Origin of the sequence: Micromonospora sicca, from assembly GCF_003172935.1 — a bacterium.
GTDB lineage: Bacteria > Actinomycetota > Actinomycetes > Mycobacteriales > Micromonosporaceae > Micromonospora > Micromonospora sicca.
This window is the reverse complement of record NZ_QGKS01000075.1, coordinates 1-15,324: the sequence shown is the minus strand read 5'-3', so window position 1 is coordinate 15,324 and position 15,324 is coordinate 1. Positions and strand designations below refer to the sequence as shown.

Annotated in this window: 15 protein-coding genes, 1 tRNA gene and 1 pseudogene; 13 read left to right on the top strand and 4 right to left on the bottom strand. The window is 71.2% G+C overall.

The window, feature by feature from the left end; all coding sequences use genetic code 11:
- Positions 1-78 precede the first annotated feature (78 nt).
- Together DKT69_RS02230 and DKT69_RS02225 are read left to right on the top strand one after the other, a co-directional pair.
- On the top strand, positions 79-534 hold the full coding sequence (locus DKT69_RS02230) for a DUF4383 domain-containing protein (RefSeq protein WP_109799935.1): 456 nt from the start codon (positions 79-81) through the stop codon (positions 532-534).
- A gap of 113 nt (positions 535-647) precedes the next feature.
- Positions 648-1,124 (top strand): DUF4383 domain-containing protein, encoded by a 477-nt coding sequence (locus DKT69_RS02225; RefSeq protein ID WP_109799934.1) that lies wholly within the window; start codon positions 648-650, stop codon positions 1,122-1,124.
- A 13-nt stretch (positions 1,125-1,137) separates the two neighbouring features.
- On the opposite strand, the gene DKT69_RS02220 is transcribed toward DKT69_RS02225, so the two are convergent.
- Positions 1,138-1,824: a TetR/AcrR family transcriptional regulator gene (locus tag DKT69_RS02220; protein ID WP_109799933.1), complete on the bottom strand. Its 687-nt coding sequence runs from the start codon at positions 1,822-1,824 to the stop codon at positions 1,138-1,140.
- Between the two features lie 169 nt (positions 1,825-1,993).
- Positions 1,994-3,008: pseudogene (locus DKT69_RS02215) on the bottom strand (acyl-CoA desaturase).
- Between the two features lie 121 nt (positions 3,009-3,129).
- On the opposite strand from DKT69_RS02215, the gene DKT69_RS02210 reads away from it, so the two are divergent.
- The 9 genes from DKT69_RS02210 (at position 3,130) to cysN (ending at position 11,677) form a co-directional block, all read left to right on the top strand.
- Positions 3,130-3,972: a helix-turn-helix domain-containing protein gene (locus tag DKT69_RS02210; protein WP_109799932.1), complete on the top strand. Its 843-nt coding sequence runs from the start codon at positions 3,130-3,132 to the stop codon at positions 3,970-3,972.
- Positions 3,973-4,018: 46 nt separating this feature from the next.
- A tRNA-Gln gene (locus DKT69_RS02205) sits at positions 4,019-4,090 on the top strand.
- A 108-nt stretch (positions 4,091-4,198) separates the two neighbouring features.
- Positions 4,199-5,725, top strand: a complete 1,527-nt coding sequence (gene glmU / locus DKT69_RS02200) for a bifunctional UDP-N-acetylglucosamine diphosphorylase/glucosamine-1-phosphate N-acetyltransferase GlmU (RefSeq protein ID WP_109799931.1) — start codon at positions 4,199-4,201, stop codon at positions 5,723-5,725.
- 53 nt (positions 5,726-5,778) lie between these two features.
- Positions 5,779-6,759 (top strand): ribose-phosphate diphosphokinase, encoded by a 981-nt coding sequence (locus tag DKT69_RS02195; protein ID WP_109799930.1) that lies wholly within the window; start codon positions 5,779-5,781, stop codon positions 6,757-6,759.
- A 286-nt stretch (positions 6,760-7,045) separates the two neighbouring features.
- Entirely contained in the window at positions 7,046-7,744 is a 699-nt protein-coding gene (locus DKT69_RS02190; protein WP_109799929.1) for a 50S ribosomal protein L25/general stress protein Ctc, read from the top strand.
- A 100-nt stretch (positions 7,745-7,844) separates the two neighbouring features.
- Positions 7,845-8,435, top strand: coding sequence for an aminoacyl-tRNA hydrolase (gene pth / locus DKT69_RS02185; protein ID WP_109799928.1), 591 nt, complete (start codon positions 7,845-7,847; stop codon positions 8,433-8,435).
- 107 nt (positions 8,436-8,542) lie between these two features.
- Positions 8,543-9,376 carry an inositol monophosphatase family protein gene (locus DKT69_RS02180; protein ID WP_109799927.1) on the top strand — a complete coding sequence of 278 codons (834 nt, stop codon included), beginning with the start codon at positions 8,543-8,545 and terminating at the stop codon, positions 9,374-9,376.
- A gap of 79 nt (positions 9,377-9,455) precedes the next feature.
- Complete coding sequence (gene cysD / locus DKT69_RS02175; RefSeq protein ID WP_109799926.1) at positions 9,456-10,367, top strand: sulfate adenylyltransferase subunit CysD; 912 nt, start codon at positions 9,456-9,458, stop codon at positions 10,365-10,367.
- The gene (gene cysN, locus DKT69_RS02170) at positions 10,367-11,677 is read left to right on the top strand and encodes a sulfate adenylyltransferase subunit CysN (protein ID WP_109799925.1); all 1,311 of its coding nucleotides are present in this window, start codon (positions 10,367-10,369) and stop codon (positions 11,675-11,677) included. The genes cysD and cysN overlap by 1 nt, the downstream gene beginning before the upstream one ends.
- 87 nt (positions 11,678-11,764) lie before the next feature.
- Here cysN and galK read toward each other — a convergent pair whose 3' ends face one another.
- Both galK and galE read right to left on the bottom strand, forming a co-directional pair.
- A complete protein-coding gene (gene galK / locus DKT69_RS02165) occupies positions 11,765-12,943 on the bottom strand; it encodes a galactokinase (RefSeq protein WP_109799924.1) in 1,179 nt (392 codons plus the stop codon).
- Positions 12,940-13,923, bottom strand: a complete 984-nt coding sequence (gene galE / locus DKT69_RS02160) for a UDP-glucose 4-epimerase GalE (protein WP_109799923.1) — start codon at positions 13,921-13,923, stop codon at positions 12,940-12,942. The genes galK and galE overlap by 4 nt, the downstream gene beginning before the upstream one ends.
- Positions 13,924-14,157: 234 nt before the next feature.
- Between galE and DKT69_RS02155 the strand changes: the two genes are divergently transcribed.
- Both DKT69_RS02155 and DKT69_RS02150 read left to right on the top strand, forming a co-directional pair.
- Positions 14,158-14,616, top strand: coding sequence for a zinc ribbon domain-containing protein (locus DKT69_RS02155; protein WP_109799922.1), 459 nt, complete (start codon positions 14,158-14,160; stop codon positions 14,614-14,616).
- Positions 14,617-14,643: 27 nt separating this feature from the next.
- The coding region (locus tag DKT69_RS02150) for a CBS domain-containing protein (protein WP_109799921.1) at positions 14,644-15,324 on the top strand (681 nt) is incomplete at its 3' end.

The following is a 15,324-nucleotide window of genomic DNA, read 5'->3' as shown; positions in this document are numbered from 1 at the left end:
GGGGTGTGCGGCGTCACTCCCGGCCGTGCGGGACAATCGTCGCCGACCCCTCACCCGAACGGTCTTGGAGACTCAGACATGGCCCACACCCCCGTCAACCACCCCGCGCGGCCGATCTACCGGGCGATCGGCGGGCTCGTTGGTCTGTACTTCGTGGTCTTCGGCGTGCTCGGCATCATCGCGAGCGCCGGCAACGACGTCCTCGCCCGGAACGACACCACCGTCCTCGGCCAGGGCACCAACACCGGCTTCTCGCTGCTCGCCGTCCTGCTCGGGATCGTGATCCTGGCCGGCACCGTCATCGGCCGCAACCTGGACGTGGCGATCAACCAGTGGCTGGCGTACGTGCTGATGGTCCTCGGCCTGGCCGAGCTGGCCGTCATCCGGACCGACGCGAACATCTTCAACTTCTCCATCGCCACCGTGATCGTGACGCTCGTCCTCTCCCTCGTCCTGCTGATGGTCGGCATGTACGGCAAGGTCGGCAGCAACGAGGAGAAGGAGGCCTGGGAGAAGGCCCGGCTCGTCCTCTAGAACTTCCGCGCTCGAAGGCCCGGCCGGTTGCCGGGCCTTCGGCGTTTTCGGGGACAAGCCCCTCCCGGTCAAGTGACAATGTGGCGAAATCGGTCACATGGCTGGAGGAGCTCATGCCGCACTTTCCGGTGAACCATCCCGCCCGGCCGCTCTACCGGGTCCTCTCCGGGCTCGTCGGGCTCTACATCCTGGTCTTCGGCGTGTACGGGGTGGCCCAGACCTGGGGTGACCCGCTCTTCGACCGCAGCTCGAACTACGCCCTCGGACTCCGCACCAACCTGGCGTTCTCGCTGGTCTCCGTGATCTTCGGCATCTTCCTGATCATCGGGGCGTCCCGCCGCGGCAACCTCGGCCACTACATGAACCTCACCGCCGGGGTGGTCTTCCTCGTCACCGCCATCCTGATGATGGCCGTGCTGCAGACCTCGGCGAACTTCCTCAACTTCTCGATGTCCACCGTCATCGTGTCGCTGCTGTTCGGGCTGATCCTGCTGGCCACCGGCCTCTACGACAAGGTCGGCACCGAGGAGCACGCCGAGGCCGAGCGCCGCCGCCGCAACCACTCCATCTCCGAGGCCGGTGCCCGCTGACCCCGCCCCCTGATCAGCCCGGCTTGCGGACCGTGATCAGGCCCGGCTTGGCCTCCAGGTGCGACAACCCGTTCCAGGCCAGGTTGACCAGGTGCGCGGCGACCGTCTCCTTGCGCGGCTTGCGCACCTCCAGCCACCAGCGGCCGGTCAACGCCACCATGCCCACCAGCGCCTGCGAGTAGAGCTCCGCCAGCTTCGGGTCGTACCCCCGGCTGGAGAACTCCGCGCCCAGGATGTGCTCCACCTGGTGCGCCACGTCGTTCATCACGCTGCTGAAGTTGCCCGTCGCCGACATCAGCGGCGACTCCCGGACCAGCACCCGGAACCCGCTGGTCTCCTCCTCGATGTAGGTCAGCAGCGTCAACGCCGCCTGCTCCAGCAGCTCCCGCGGGTGCCCCGCGGTCAACGCGTTCGTGATCCGGTCCAGCAGCGAGCGGACCTCCCGGTCCACCACCACCGCGTACAGCCCCTCCTTGCCGCCGAAGTGCTCGTACACCACCGGCTTGGAGACCTTGGCCCGGGCGGCCACCTCCTCGATCGACGTGGCGTCGAAACCCCGCTCGGCGAAGATCTGCCGGGCAATCGCGATCAACTGCTCGCGGCGCTGCGTCGCGGACATCCGTACCCGGGAGGAGGACTTCGCCGCCGGGACGGCCCGTCGCCGCGCGGCGCTGGCATTGTTGCCGGGAACCTCGGTCATCTCGTCACCTCGCTCCCGCTCGGTGACGCCCTGCCGTGGGATCTGGTGCTCACGTCGTCACCCCGCCGGCCCGGTGGCCCGCGCCCTGGCGGTACCGGACCTGCCGGCGGTGTGGAAGCTCGATCACCCGGCCATCCTGCCAGGTGGGTGCGCCACCCACCGACCGGTTTCACCGCTCGGGCCGCCCCGACCCGGCCGTGGAACGTCCGGGCCGGACCGGCTTCGCCCTGCCGCGCTCGAGCCCGAGCAGCTTGGCGGTGATCCGTTCCGGCTTCGGCCAGCGCACCGCCCAGGCGGCGCCGGTCTTCTCCAGCAGCCAGATCACCCGCGCCGACATGTCGAGCTGACCGCGCAGCACCCCGTGCCGGGCGCTGGTCGGCTCGGCGTGGTGCAGGTTGTGCCAACTCTCCCCGAACGACAGCACTGCCAGCGGCCAGAAGTTCGACGCCCGGTCGCCCTGCCGTACCGCGAACGGGCGCTCGCCGTAGACGTGGCAGACCGAGTTGATCGACCAGGTGACGTGGTGCAGCAGCGCGATCCGGACCAGCCCACCCCAGAAGAGCGCGGTGAGCGCGCCCGACCAGGACCAGGTCAGCAGCCCGCCCATCGCCGCCGGACCGAGCAGCGAGACCACCACCAGCAGCGGGAAGAGCCGGTCGACCCGCCGGGTCGCCGGGTCCGCGAGCAGGTCCGGGGCGAACCGCTCCCGGTTGGAGAGCTCCCGGTTGAACAGCCAGCCGACGTGGGCGTGGAACAGGCCCTTGGCCAGCCCGCCGACGCTCTCCCCGAACCGCCACGGCGAGTGCGGGCTCACCCTCCAGGTCGGAGAAGGCGTGGTGGCGGCGATGGTCGGCCACCCACTGGATGATCTCGCCCTGCACGGCGAACGAGCCGGCGACCGCCAACGCCACCCGCAGCCACGGTTTGGCCTTGAAGGAGCCGTGGGTGAAGTAGCGGTGGTAGCCGACGGTGATGCCGAGCCCGGACAGCACGTACCAGAAGCCGGCCACGGCGATGTCGGTCCAGCTAAGCCAGCCGCCCCAGGCGACCGGCACGGCGGCGAGCAGGGCGAGGAACGGGACGACCACGAAGGCCCAGAGGGCGACCAGGATGCCCCGGGACTGGTGGCCCTGGGTCAGCGGCTTCGGACCGGTGGCGTTCGGGTCGGTGAAGGTGGTCGACATTGCACCTCCCAGCGGTACGGGTCACGCCTACGTCACCGTAACCGCGGGGTTCCTAGATCACACCGGAGAGCGTCGATCGTGGATGGAGTGACTGTCGTACGCCCGTTCTAACCTGCGCGTCGTGACCGATCCTCTCGCCGCCGAGGCGCGCCGGCTGCGCGTCGTCGAGCAGCTGTCCGTCCGTGACATCCAGGCCCGCCTCGGCGTCGGCCGGGACCGGGTGTACGCGCTGCTGCGCGGCGTTCCGCTGCCAGAGTGGACCCGCCGCCCCCGGGCCAAGGACGAGTTGCGCGCCGAGGCAATGGCATTCCGGGCTGAAGGTTGGTCGGTGAACGACATCGCGGCCCGGCTGGGGGTGAGCAAGTCGACCGCGTACCAGTGGGTGAAGCACCTGCCGCTCGATCTGGATTCGGAACGTGTCCGAAAGCGCCGCGTCGACGCGGCCGCCCTTCGCAGAACCAAGAATGATGACCGGCGGGAGCAGCGACTGCTGAGGGAATCGGAGGCACGTCAGCGGGCCGCTGCCTGGGCGGGCAGCGCAGACCTGCGGGAGATCCTCCTGATCGGTGCTGCGCTCTACTGGTGTGAGGGCACCGAGAGCAAGCCTGAGAACCAGCGGTACGACTTGATCTTCACCAACAGCGACATCCGCCTGGTGGAGCCGTTCATCAGGTTCATCGAGGCGAACGGGCGATCCCGCACCGATCTCCGATACCGGGTGAGCATCCATGAGAACGCCGACGCCGAAGCGGCCGGGAGATGGTGGGCGGGCAAGCTGGGGATCGGCATGGAGTGCCTGCAGCGCCCGACGCTCAAGAGGCACAAGCCGCAGACGACGCGTCTCAACATCGGGGACAACTACCGAGGGTGCCTGGTCGTGCGGGTGCCGAAAGCCCGAGAGCTGCATCTCTGGATCGAGGGCGTGATGGACGGCCTCAGCAAGCCGGCCGGTGCCCCGGAGTGACTCTCGTGGCGGCCTGCGGCAGGCGCTAAGCTATCGGGCGTTGCAGTCGGCCGTGGTGTAATTGGCAACACCCAAGATTTTGGTTCTTGAGTTTCAGGTTCGAATCCTGGCGGCCGAGCTTCTCCATTACGTCCAGATCCTGCTCAGGTGGGGTAACGGTAAAACCTGCCGGGCCGCGTGGTTAGCATGGCCGCGAGACTGTCGCCGTCCCGACGGGAGCCACGTCGTGCCCGAGCCCCACCTCCGCACCGTTGTCGTGCTCGCCGCCGGTGAGGGCAAGCGGATGAAGTCGTCCCTGCCCAAGGTGCTGCACCCGCTGCTCGGTCGTACCCTCCTGGGCCACGTGCTGGCCGCGGCCGCGCCGCTGCGCGCGGACCGCACCGTGGTGGTGGTCGGGCACGGCGCCGACCAGGTCCGCGCCCACCTGGCCGAAATCGCCCCGGAGGCCACCCCGGTGCTCCAGGCGCAGCAGCTCGGCACCGGGCACGCCGTGCGGATCGCGCTGGACGCGGTGCCGGACGCCGCCGGCACCGTCGTGGTGATCAACGGGGACGTGCCGCTGCTGCGGCCGGAGACCGTCCCCGCTCTCGTCGAGGCGCACGAGGGCGCGGGCGCCGCGGCGACCGTGCTCGCCGCCGAGGTGCCCGACCCGACCGGCCTGGGCCGGATCGTGCGGGACGCCGACGGCCGGCTGGCGCAGATCGTCGAGGAGCGCGACGCGACCCCGGAACAGCGGGCGCTGCGGGAGATCAACGCCGGCATCTACGCCTTCGACGTGGCGCGGCTGCGCGACGCGCTGGGCAAGCTCTCCACCGACAACGACCAGGGCGAGGAGTACCTGACCGACGTCTTCGGCCTGCTCCGCGACGGCGGTGAGCCGGTGGCGGTGTACTGCGCCGCGGACCACGTGGAGACGCTGGGCTGCAACGACCGGGTGGAGCTGGCCGCGCTGCGCCGGCTGCTCCGGGACCGGGTCAACGAGGGCTGGATGCGCAGCGGGGTGAGCATCCTCGACCCGCACACCACCTGGATCGACGTGACGGTGACCGTCGAGCGGGACGCGGTGCTCGACCAGAACACCCAGCTCCAGGGAGCGACGGCGGTCGGTGCCGGCGCGGTGGTCGGGCCGGACGTGACGCTGATCGACACCACCGTGGGCGAGGGCGCGACCGTGCTGCGCAGCCACGCGGTGGGCGCCGAGGTCGGCCCGCAGGCCACCGTCGGGCCGTACGCGTACCTGCGGCCGGAGTCGCGGCTGGCCCGCAAGGCCAAGGTGGGCACGTTCGTGGAGACGAAGAAGGCCACGATCGGCGAGGGCTCCAAGGTGCCGCACCTGTCGTACGTCGGCGACGCCACCATCGGCGAGCACAGCAACATCGGCGCGGCGACGGTCTTCGTCAACTACGACGGGGTGAGGAAGCACCACACCACCATCGGCAGCCACGCCCGTACCGGAGCGGACAACATGTTCGTCGCGCCGGTCGAGGTGGGCGACGGGGCGTACACGGCGGCCGGCTCGGTGATCATCGCGGACGTGCCGCCGGGCGCGATGGCGGTGGCCCGGGGCCAGCAGCGCAACGTCGAGGGTTGGGTGCTGCGCAAGCGGGCCGGTACGCCGGCCGCCGAGGCCGCCCAGCGGGCCCGCGAGGGTGCGTCGGGCGGGGCCGCCGCCGCAAGTGAAGGTGAGCCAATCCACGGGAGTGCGGAGACCGTGGGAGGACCGCTGAACGCGGGGGATACTGCAACCGAATAGTCCCCGGCTCCACCGCCGCCGGGAAACACCGACAAACGGGAGCAGACGGGCCCATGGGCAGCATCGTCGCCGAAAACCGCAAGAGCCTGATGCTCTTCTCCGGACGCGGCTTTCCGGAGTTGGCCAAGGAGATCGGTGAGGTGCTCGGCGTGGCGCCGACCCCCTCCGACGCCTACGACTTCGCCAACGGCGAGATCTTCGTCCGGTTCAAGGACTCGGTACGTGGTTCGGACGCCTTCGTGGTGCAGTCCGTGACGCACGGGGTCAACACCTGGGTCATGGAGACCCTGATCATGATCGACGCGCTGAAGCGCGGTTCGGCCAAGCGGATCACCGTGGTGCTGCCGTTCTACCCGTACTCGCGGCAGGACAAGAAGCACCGCGGCCGGGAGCCGATCTCGGCCCGCCTGGTGGCCGACCTGCTCAAGACCGCCGGGGCGAACCGGATCCTCACGGTCGACCTGCACACCGCGCAGATCCAGGGCTTCTTCGACGGCCCGGTGGACCACCTGTTCGCGATGGACGTGCTCGCCGAGTACGTCGAGCGCAAGTACGCGGGCCGGCCGATGACCGTGGTGGCGCCGGATTCGGGCCGGGTGCGGGTGGCGGAGCGTTGGACCGACCGGCTGGGCGGTTGCCCGCTCGCGTTCATCCACAAGACCCGCGACCCGCTGAAGCCCAACCAGGTGGTGGCGAACCGGGTGGTCGGTGAGGTCGAGGGCCGGGTCTGCCTGATCGTCGACGACATGATCGACACGGGTGGCACGATCAGCAGGGCCGCCGACATCCTCAAGGACTCCGGCGCGGCCGAGATCGTCGTCGCGGCCACCCACGCGCTGCTCTCCGACCCGGCGACCGAGCGGCTGAAGAACAGCCCGATCAGCGAGGTCGTGGTGACGAACACCCTGCCGATCACGCCGGAGAAGCAGCTCGACAAGCTCACCGTGCTGTCGATCGCGCCGCTGCTGGCCCGGGCGATCCGGGAGGTCTTCGACGACGGTTCGGTGACCACCCTCTTCGGTGGCCTGAGCTGATCTTCCGCGCCGCGGCGAGCGGCGTGTCGCGGTGCCGTTCCCGTCGGCCCTCGGGTCGACGGCAACGGGGACATGGGGACTGCCGGAAGGCTCGGAATTCCCTCGGGTAGACTGGTGCGGTTGCCACGGCGAGGGTGCCCGGCGGGTCGCTGAAAAGCACCGCACGGAGGCGCCGTCATCGACGCGGTGCTCCGGGCAGTCGTTCATGACGCATGAGCCCCAGCGAGCCCCTCGCCCAGCACCGCCAGACGACAAGCCGCCGCAGCGAAGCATCAGGAGTTTCCCCGTGTCCGAGGTAAAGATCAGCGCCGAGCCCCGCACCGAGTTCGGCAAGGGTGGTGCCCGTCGTACCCGCCGGGCCGGCAAGGTGCCCGCCGTGCTGTACGGCCACGGCGAGAAGCCCAAGCACATCGCGCTGCCGGCGCGTGAGTTCGCCGCCGCCATCCGCAAGGGTGGCGCCAACCAGCTCTTCGCGATCGAGGTGAGCGACGGCACCCAGGTGCTGGCGCTGCCGAAGGCGATCCAGCGTGACCCGATCAAGGACACCTTCGAGCACGTCGACCTGCTGCTGGTCCGCCGCGGCGAGAAGGTCACCGTCGAGGTCCCGGTCCAGCTGACCGGTGAGGCCGCGAGGGACACCCTGATCGTGCACGACCACGACACCCTCTCGGTGACCGCCGACGCCACCAGGGTGCCGGACCACCTGGAGGCCTCGATCGAGGGCGCCGTGCCGGGCGTCCAGGTCACCGCCGCGGACGTCGAGCTGCCGGCCGGCGTCGAGCTGGCCACCGACCCGGAGATGCCGGTCGCCACGGTGACCGCCGCGCCGACCGCCGAGCAGCTCGAGGCGACCCTCCCCGAGGTCGAGGAGGCCGCCGAGGAGGCCGAGGCCGAGGTCGGCGAGGAGACCACCGCCGCCGAGGGTGCCGAGACGCCGGCCGCCGAGGGCGAGGCGGCCCCGGCCGAGGCGAAGACCGAGGCCTGATCGGTCCGCAAGCTGTGCGACAGGCGCTCCCGGGTTTCGGGGGCGCCTGTCGGCGTATCGGGACGGCCGCCGGGTGGCGGCGGCGCGGGAGGGGCGTGGCGTGACGGACGAGACGGGGCCGTGGCTGGTGGTCGGCCTTGGCAACCCCGGTCGGGAGTACGCGGGTAACCGGCACAACGTCGGCTTCATGGTGGCCGAGCTGCTCGCCGGCCGGGTGGGTGGCAGGTTCGGCCGGCACAAGCGCGCGGTGGCGGAGGTCGCCGAGGGGCGGCTCGGCTTCGGTGGGCCGAAGCTGGTGCTGGTGAAGCCGCTGACGTACATGAACCTCTCCGGTGGCCCGGTCACCGCGCTGGCCCAGTTCCACAAGATCCCGCCGGACCGGGTGATCGCCGTGCACGACGAGCTGGACATCCCGTACGGGCAGGTGCGGGTGAAGTGCGACGGTGGCGAGGGCGGGCACAACGGGCTGCGGTCGATGTCGAAGTCGCTGGGCACGAAGGAGTACGTCCGGGTGCGGTTCGGCATCGGCCGGCCGCCGGGGCGGCAGGACCCGGCCGACTACGTGCTGTCGGACTTCTCCGCGGTCGAGCGCAAGGAGTTGGAGTTCCTGGTCGACCGGGCGGCGGACGTGGTGGAGTCGGTGGTCACCCGCGGGGTGGAGCCGACGCAGAACCTCTACCACGGCGGCTGACCTGGGCGGGGCGTACGCGGTCCGGGCGGTCCGGGCCGGTAGTCTGCGCCTTCTGGCGTGGCGGAGGCCGACGACCGCGGGTCGCGGCGGGGCGACGGGAGCGGTACATGGGCAGTCCTCCGATGATCGACGGCGCGTTCGCCCGCTGGTTGGCGGCGCGGGCCGGGCAGGCGCTGGTCAACCTGCGCGCGGAGCTGGGTTTCGCGGACGCGGGGGCGTTGAAGTCGGCGGGGGACAAGGTCTCGCACGACCTGATCCGTACCGAGCTGGCGAAGTGGCGTCCGGCGGACGCGGTGCTCTCCGAGGAGGACGAGGGCTCCCGGCTGGCCTGGGCGGCCGAGGTGAGCACCGATGCGGTGTCCCGGCTGAACGCCGACCGGGTCTGGATCATCGACCCGCTGGACGGCACCCGGGAGTTCGCCGAGGAGGGGCGCTCGGACTGGGCGGTGCACGTGGCGCTCTGGGCGCGCCGGGCGCCGACCCCGCACGGCCTGATCGCGGGCGCGGTGGGGCTGCCGGCACAGCACCGGGTGCTGGGCACCGACTACCCGCCGGCGTACCCGCCGATGACGTTGGAGGCGGCGACCTCGGCCGGCACGCGGACCATCCGGTTGGCGGCCAGTCGTAGCCGTCCGCCGGTTTTCCTGACCGATCTGGCAGAAGACGTCGGCGCGCATCTGGTGCCGATGGGCTCGGCGGGCGCGAAGATCGCCGCTGTGGTCACCGGTGAGGTCGACGCGTACATCCACGCCGGCGGTCAGTACGAGTGGGATTCGGCTGCTCCGGTCGCTGTGGCGACGGCCACCGGACTGCATGCTTCCCGGATCGACGGTTCTGCGCTGAAATACAACGAGGCCGACCCGCGTCTGCCCGACCTGCTGGTCTGTCGCAAGGATCTCGCCAGCCGGTTGCTTGCAGCGCTGCAGCGGCATTCCGGGTAACCTGTCGTTCTTCCTCACGTGTCCGACCGGAAAGGTCTGGAATCCCCATGAGCGGATCCGAGCGAATCGAGGCCGTGTCATGACCGCCCCCGCCGCGTACCAGGTCTCGCACCTGGACGCGCTCGAGGCCGAGAGCATCTTCGTGATGCGCGAGGTGGTCGCGGAGATGGAGCGCCCGGTGCTGCTCTTCTCCGGTGGCAAGGACTCGATCGTGATGCTCCGGTTGGCCCAGAAGGCCTTCGCCCCGGCCAACATTCCCTTCCCGGTGATGCACGTCGACACCGGGCACAACTTCCCCGAGGTCCTGGAGTACCGCGACCAGCGGGTCGCCGAGCTGGGCCTGCAACTGATCGTGGCCAGCGTGCCCGAGGCCCTGGCCAATGGGATGGTCCGCGAGGCGGCGGACGGCACCCGCAACCGCATCCAGACCCCGGTGCTGCTGGAGGCGGTGGAGAAGCACCGCTTCGACGCGCTCTTCGGCGGCGCCCGCCGGGACGAGGAGAAGGCCCGGGCGAAGGAGCGGGTGTTCAGCTTCCGCGACGAGTTCGGCCAGTGGGACCCGAAGAACCAGCGGCCCGAGCTGTGGTCGCTCTACAACGGCCGGCACCACCCGGGCGAGTCGATCCGGGTCTTCCCGCTCTCCAACTGGACCGAGCTGGACGTCTGGCACTACATCGCCCGGGAGCGGATCCCGCTGCCGTCGATCTACTACGCGCACGAGCGCGAGGTGATCGACCGGGACGGCATGCTGTACGCGGTCAACGAGTTCTTCCGCCCCCGGGCGGGCGAGGAGCGGTTCAAGGCGCAGGTGCGCTACCGCACGGTGGGTGACGCCTCCTGCACCGCGGCCGTCCGCTCGGACGCCGACACGGTGGAGCGGGTCATCGAGGAGGTGGCCGCCACCCGGATCACCGAGCGCGGCGCGACCCGCGGCGACGACCGGGTCAGCGAGGCCGCCATGGAGGACCGCAAGCGGGAGGGCTACTTCTGATGAGCGTCGACACCGCGGCTCCGGCCGCCGACACCGGGCTGCCCGAGGGGCGGCCGATGGACCTGTTGCGGTTCGCCACCGCGGGCAGCGTCGACGACGGCAAGTCGACCCTGATCGGGCGGCTGCTGTACGACACCAAGTCGCTCTTCACCGACCAGCTCGCCGCGGTGGAGGCGGTCAGCGCGGCCCGGGGCGACGAGTACACCAACCTGGCGCTGCTCACCGACGGCCTGCGGGCCGAGCGGGAGCAGGGCATCACCATCGACGTGGCGTACCGCTACTTCGCCACCCCGCGGCGGAAGTTCATCATCGCCGACACCCCGGGGCACATCCAGTACACCCGGAACATGGTCACCGGCGCCTCGACCGCCGACCTGGCGCTGATCCTGGTGGACGCCCGCAAGGGCCTGGTGGAGCAGTCCCGCCGGCACGCGTTCCTCTGCTCGCTGCTGCGGGTGCCGCACCTGGTCCTCTGCGTCAACAAGATGGACCTGGTCGACTGGTCGCAGGAGGTGTTCGAGCGGATCGCCGACGAGTTCACCGCGTTCGCCGCGAAGCTCGACGCGCCGGACCTGACCGTGGTGCCGATCTCCGCGTTGCGCGGCGACAACATCGTCAGCCGCTCGGAGAACATGCCCTGGTACGACGGGCCGTCGCTGCTGCACCACCTGGAGCGGGTGCACATCGCCAGCGATCGCAACCTGGTCGACGTGCGGTTCCCGGTGCAGTACGTGATCCGGCCGCAGTCCACCACCGTCACCGACTACCGGGGTTACGCCGGTCAGGTGGCCTCCGGCGTGCTGAAGCCGGGTGACGAGGTGATGGTGCTGCCGTCCGGCTTCACCAGCCGGATCGCCTCCGTGGAGACGGCCGACGGCCCGGTGGACGAGGCGTTCCCGCCGATGTCGGTGACCGTCCGGCTGACCGACGAGATCGACATCTCCCGTGGCGACATGATCTGCCGGCCGCACAACGCCCCGACGGTCGCGCAGGACATCGAGGCGATGATCTGCTGGATGGACGAGAGCCGCCCGCTCCAGGTCGGCGGCAGGTACGCGATCAAGCACACCACCCGTTCGGCGCGGGCGATCGTGCGGGGGCTGCACTACCGGCTGGACATCAACTCGCTGCACCGGGACGAGTCGGCGGCCGAGCTGAAGCTGAACGAGATCGGCCGGGTCCGGCTGCGGACGACGGTGCCGCTGCTGGCGGACGAGTACCGCCGCAACCGCACGACGGGCGGCTTCGTCATCATCGACGAGTCCACCAACCGCACGGTCGGCGCCGGCATGATCGTCGAGGCCGGCTGAGGCCCCACCCAGCCCTGTCGATCAAGAGGTTTGCGTCGGGTCCCGCGGGATTCCCGACGCAAACCTCTTGATCGTTTATCGGGCTGGTCAGTCGAGGCGGGCGGCGCCCGCGGTGGGGGCGACGGTCACCGTGCCGGGGGCGGCGAAGCCCCGCTCGGCGTACGCCTCGACGACGGCCCGCGCCACGGCGTCGGCGGAGGACGCCTCGACCAGGGCGAGGACACAGCCGCCGAAGCCGCCGCCGGTCATCCGCGCCCCGTACGCCCCGGTGGCCAGGGCCGCCTCGACGGCGGTGTCGATCTCCGGCACAGTGATCTCGAAATCGTCCCGCATCGAGGCGTGCGAGGCGGTCAGCAGCGGTCCGATGTCGCGGATCCGGCCAGCGCGCAGCAGCGCCACGGTGTCGAGCACCCGCTGGTCCTCGGTCACCACGTGGCGCACCCGGCGGCGCATCTCCTCGTCGTCGAGCCGGGTCAGCGCGGCGTCCAGGTCGGCGGGGGAGACGTCCCGCAGCGCGCGCACCCCGAGCAGTTCGGCGGCCCGCTCGCAGGACTTCCGGCGGGCGGCGTACTCGCCGTCGGCGTGCCGGTGCGGGGCGCGGCTGTCGATCACCAGCACGGCCAGCCCGGCGGCGTCCAGGTCGAACGGGATGTGTTCGACGGACTCGGTGCGGCAGTCCAGGAAGAGCGCGTGCCCCGCGCGGCAGCGGATCACCGCGGACTGGTCCATGATCCCGGTGGGCGCGCCGACGTAGTCGTTCTCGGCGCGCTGGGCGAGCCGGGGCCGCCGGTCGGCGGCCAGGTCCAGCCCGCCCAGGTCGACCAGGGCGGCGAGCGTCGCCGCCTCGACCGCCGCCGAGGAGGAGAGCCCGGAGCCGACCGGCACGTCGGAGGCGATGGCCAGCCGGGCGCCGGGCACCCGGTGGCCGGCGGCCCGCAGCGCCCAGACCACCCCGGCGACGTACGCGGCCCAGCCGCTGACCCGGCCGGCCTGGTCGGCCTCGGCGGCGCCGAACTCGACCGGGGAGTCGGCGAGCTCCGACCAGACGGTCCAGCGCTCGCCGTCCTGCGCTGCGGCGGCGACCACGGTACGCAGCGGCAGCGCGAACGGCAGCACGTAACCGTCGTTGTAGTCGGTGTGCTCGCCGATCAGGTTCGCCCGCCCGGGAGCCGCCCAGCGGCCCGCCGGCTCGGCGCCGTACCACTGACGGAAGCCGGCGGTGGCGCGCTCCGCGACGGCGCCGACCGCCGTGCCCGGCTCGGTCACCGCTGCTCCAGGACGTGGGTGCGGTAGAAGGCCCAGGCGTCGCCGACCATGTCGTGCAGGGTGGGCTTCGCCGGCACCCAGCCGAGTTCCGCGCGGGCCAGCGCGGACGAGGCGACCAGTTCGGCGGGGTCGCCCTCGCGGCGCGGCGCCACCTCGACCGGCAGCGGGTGCCCGGTCACCTCGCGGACCACCTCCACCACCTGCCGGTTGGTGAAGCCGTTGCCGTTGCCCAGGTTGTAGATCCGGTGCCGGCCGGGCGTCGCGGCGGTCAGCGCCAGCAGGTGGGCGCGGGCCAGGTCCTCGACGTGGATGTAGTCGCGCACGCAGGTGCCGTCGACGGTGGGGTAGTCGTCGCCGAAGAGCTGGAGCTTCTCCCGCCGGCCGGCGGCGACGTCCAGCGCGATCGGGATCAGGTGGGTCTCCGGGTCGTGCCGCTCGCCGATCGCCCGGCCGTCGTGCAGGTACGCCCCGGCGACGTTGAAGTAGCGCAGCGAGACGGCGGCCAGGTCGTGGGCGATCGCCTCGGAGGTGAGCGCCATGTCGACGGCCAGCTTGGTCGCCCCGTACGTGTTGGTGGGGGCCTTGACGGCGGTCTCCGGGATGGGCAGTTCGGTGGGGTTGCCGTAGACGGCGGCGGTGGAGGAGAAGACCAGGCGGGGCACCCGGGCGGCGCGGACCGCGTCGATCAGGGCGAGCGAGCCGACCGTGTTGTTGTGCCAGTACAGCTCGGGCTTGACCATCGACTCGCCGGCGGCGATCAGCGCGGCGAAGTGCAGCACCCCGTCGAAGCCGGCGTCCGGGGTGAGCACCCGGGCGGCCTCGTGGATCGGCAGGTCGACGTGGGTCGCGTCGGGAGCGAGCGCCTCCCGGTGGCCGGTCCGCAGGTCGTCCAGGACCGTCACGCCGTGACCGTCGTCGAGCAGCATCCGGGTCACCACGCTGCCGATGTAGCCGGCGCCGCCGGTGACGAGCAGTTTCACGTCGGGTTCCTCCTGCCTGGCCGCTCCCGCCGCGGCCGTTCGTGATCACCCTACGGCCGGGGGCTGTGCCGCGGCTGCGCGTGACCGTCCCCATTCCACCACGATCCGCCATGATTGAACAGATCCGAACACTGGCGCGAACCGGTCGGCGCCCGCCGTCTACCAAGACAAGCCGCAGTGCGCCGCCCTTAGGGCCGAAGGCCGCGAGGGTTCTCGAGGGTCAGGCCGGTTCTGTTGCTCGTCGCGCTCGAAGACCTCAACACCAAGGCCATGACCGTCACCGCGAAGGGCACCGTCGAGGAGCCTGGCACGAACGTCCGCCAGAAGGCCGGACTGAACCGCTCGATCCTCGGCAAGGGCTGGGGGCTGTTCGCGGTGGTCCTCGCCAATCACGCACGTACCACCGGCACCCGAATCGTGAAGGTGCCAGCCGCGTTCACCTCCCAGCGTTGCAGCCGCTGCGGGAACACCGACCGGATCAACCGCGAAAGCCAAGCGACATTCCGATGCGGGCCCTGCGGACACCAGGCGAACGCTGACCTGAACGCCGCGATCAACGTCAGGGACGTCGCCGAGGCGGCGTCCCCACTCACCGGGCGGGCAGTCCGGGACAGGGGCCGAAAGGCGTCCTGTCGACCACCCACCCAGCGTCGGCGACGTACGACGCTGGAAGCGGGAATCTCCCACCTCTAGGCGGGAGAGGATGTCAACATCCTTGTCATGCGGGAGTCAGGCGGTCCCGGACTCCGGCGTCGACCGCCGGGGCGGCCCCGGCGCGAACCGGGGCCGGTCGCCCGGACCGTCGCCCGGCTGGTGGTCCGCGCCGCCGACGGCGCCACCCGGCTGGTCACCGACCTGCTCGGCGCCAGCCCCACCGCCGGCCGGGAGCGGATCAGCGAGGCGGAGCTGCGCGACCTGGTCGCCGCCAACACGCTGCTCGACCCCGACGAACGCCGGATCATCGACGAGGTGCTGGTGGCCGGGGCGAGCCTGGTCCGCGAAGTGATGATGCCCCGCACCGAGGTCGTGTTCCTCTCCGCCCGGCTCACCATCGCCGAGGCGGAGCGGCTGGTCCGGGCCGAGACGCACACCCGGTACCCGGTGGTCGACGGCACCCACGACGACGTGGTCGGCTTCGTCCACCTGCGGGACGTGCTGCTCCGCCCGGACCGCGACCCATGCACCACCGTCGGCGAGCTGACCCGTGAGGTGAAGCAGCTGCCCGGCAGCAAGCGGGTGCTCGCCGCGCTCACCGAGATGCGCCGCGAGGGCCACCACCTCGCCGTCGTCGTCGACGAGTACGGCGGCACCGCCGGCATCGTCACCTGCGAGGACCTGATCGAGGAGCTGGTCGGGGAGATCCACGACGAGTACGACAACCCGCCCGACCCGGCCCACGCC

Coding starts and splice junctions, on each gene's coding strand:
- cysN (WP_109799925.1), top strand. CDS start 10,367: ATGAGCGTCGACACCGCGGCTCCGGCCGCCGACACCGGGCTGCCCGAG.
- DKT69_RS02220 (WP_109799933.1), bottom strand. CDS start 1,824: ATGACCGAGGTTCCCGGCAACAATGCCAGCGCCGCGCGGCGACGGGCC.
- DKT69_RS02180 (WP_109799927.1), top strand. CDS start 8,543: ATGGGCAGTCCTCCGATGATCGACGGCGCGTTCGCCCGCTGGTTGGCG.
- DKT69_RS02195 (WP_109799930.1), top strand. CDS start 5,779: ATGGGCAGCATCGTCGCCGAAAACCGCAAGAGCCTGATGCTCTTCTCC.
- DKT69_RS02230 (WP_109799935.1), top strand. CDS start 79: ATGGCCCACACCCCCGTCAACCACCCCGCGCGGCCGATCTACCGGGCG.
- cysD (WP_109799926.1), top strand. CDS start 9,456: ATGACCGCCCCCGCCGCGTACCAGGTCTCGCACCTGGACGCGCTCGAG.
- DKT69_RS02225 (WP_109799934.1), top strand. CDS start 648: ATGCCGCACTTTCCGGTGAACCATCCCGCCCGGCCGCTCTACCGGGTC.